At 57.0% G+C, this 964-nt stretch carries 2 protein-coding genes; both read right to left on the minus strand.

What is annotated here, in order from left to right; translation table 11 throughout:
* Positions 1–54: 54 nt before the first annotated feature.
* A complete protein-coding gene (locus ATHL_RS18765) occupies positions 55–192 on the minus strand; it encodes a hypothetical protein (RefSeq protein ID WP_162787578.1) in 138 nt (45 codons plus the stop codon).
* A 289-nt stretch (positions 193–481) separates the two neighbouring features.
* Positions 482–643: a hypothetical protein gene (locus tag ATHL_RS18770; RefSeq protein ID WP_162787579.1), complete on the minus strand. Its 162-nt coding sequence runs from the start codon at positions 641–643 to the stop codon at positions 482–484.
* Positions 644–964 lie beyond the last annotated feature (321 nt).

Here is a 964-nt window from a genome sequence, read left to right on the forward strand (position 1 = left end):
CGGGCAATTTGCATGGCGGGCAGGATGGGTGTCCTGCCCGGCGGGGGTGGAGAACTAGGCGAAAAGCAGCGGCACGGGCTGAGGCTCGGCTTCAGCCCAGCACCACTGACCGTTGCGGCGGGTGAAGAGTATGCTGTACCGCATACCGCGCTTGCGCCGCTTTCGCCGCAAGACAACCTCGTAGGTGTACATTTTGATTGGGTACACGCTTACGACGACATACTTTTTGCGACCAAAGGTCGCTTCATCGCCGACTTGTGGTACTTGCAGCAAGGTAACCTCCTCCCCCGGCGCATCCCGCACCGCGCCGGGGACATGGGTTTATCCCCGTGCGGGCGGGAAACGAACAATGCATGGAGTTTTGAAAGAACAACACCCTTTCGGGTCAGGTCATTCCTGCGGGACTTGCACCCACAATCTGCACTCTGCGAAGTGAGGAATTTGGAGATCAGCCGGGTGGCTAACCTCCGAAGGGGGGGACTTACCGCCTGCGGGTCGTCAACATTGCCAGCAACGCTTCCCGTTCTTGCTCATCCTTAGCTTTCTGTATCAGGCGAAAGACCAGATACTTGTGGGAAAGGTCGTAAGCAATTACCAGCACAGCAAAGACGAGCAGCAGGGGTATCAGTTCGGTCAGGTTCATGACATCACCTCCTTTCATACCCCACCTCGGAAGAGGAATTTTTCCTCCGCCGGGATGGAGCATGAAAGGTTGCCTTTGGTGTCCCAGTGGACACGTGCGGCAGGTGGTGAACCTGCGCCAGACCGGTTGTTAACGTCCCTCTCTCATCGGCGGGTAGCCTGTTGAGATCAATTGGCTTGCGGGGGATTGCACCCTGCACCTGGCTTTGACCATGAGCCGTAAAACAAAAACCCGCACGGACATTTACCAGTCCGGCGGGTAGCCTGCCTGTCGCAATCGTGGATGACCGGGTAGGTCATCTCTACGTTTTATTGTAGTCAG

Source organism: Anaerolinea thermolimosa (assembly GCF_001050195.2).
In the GTDB taxonomy this organism is placed as follows: Bacteria; Chloroflexota; Anaerolineae; order Anaerolineales; family Anaerolineaceae; genus Anaerolinea; species Anaerolinea thermolimosa.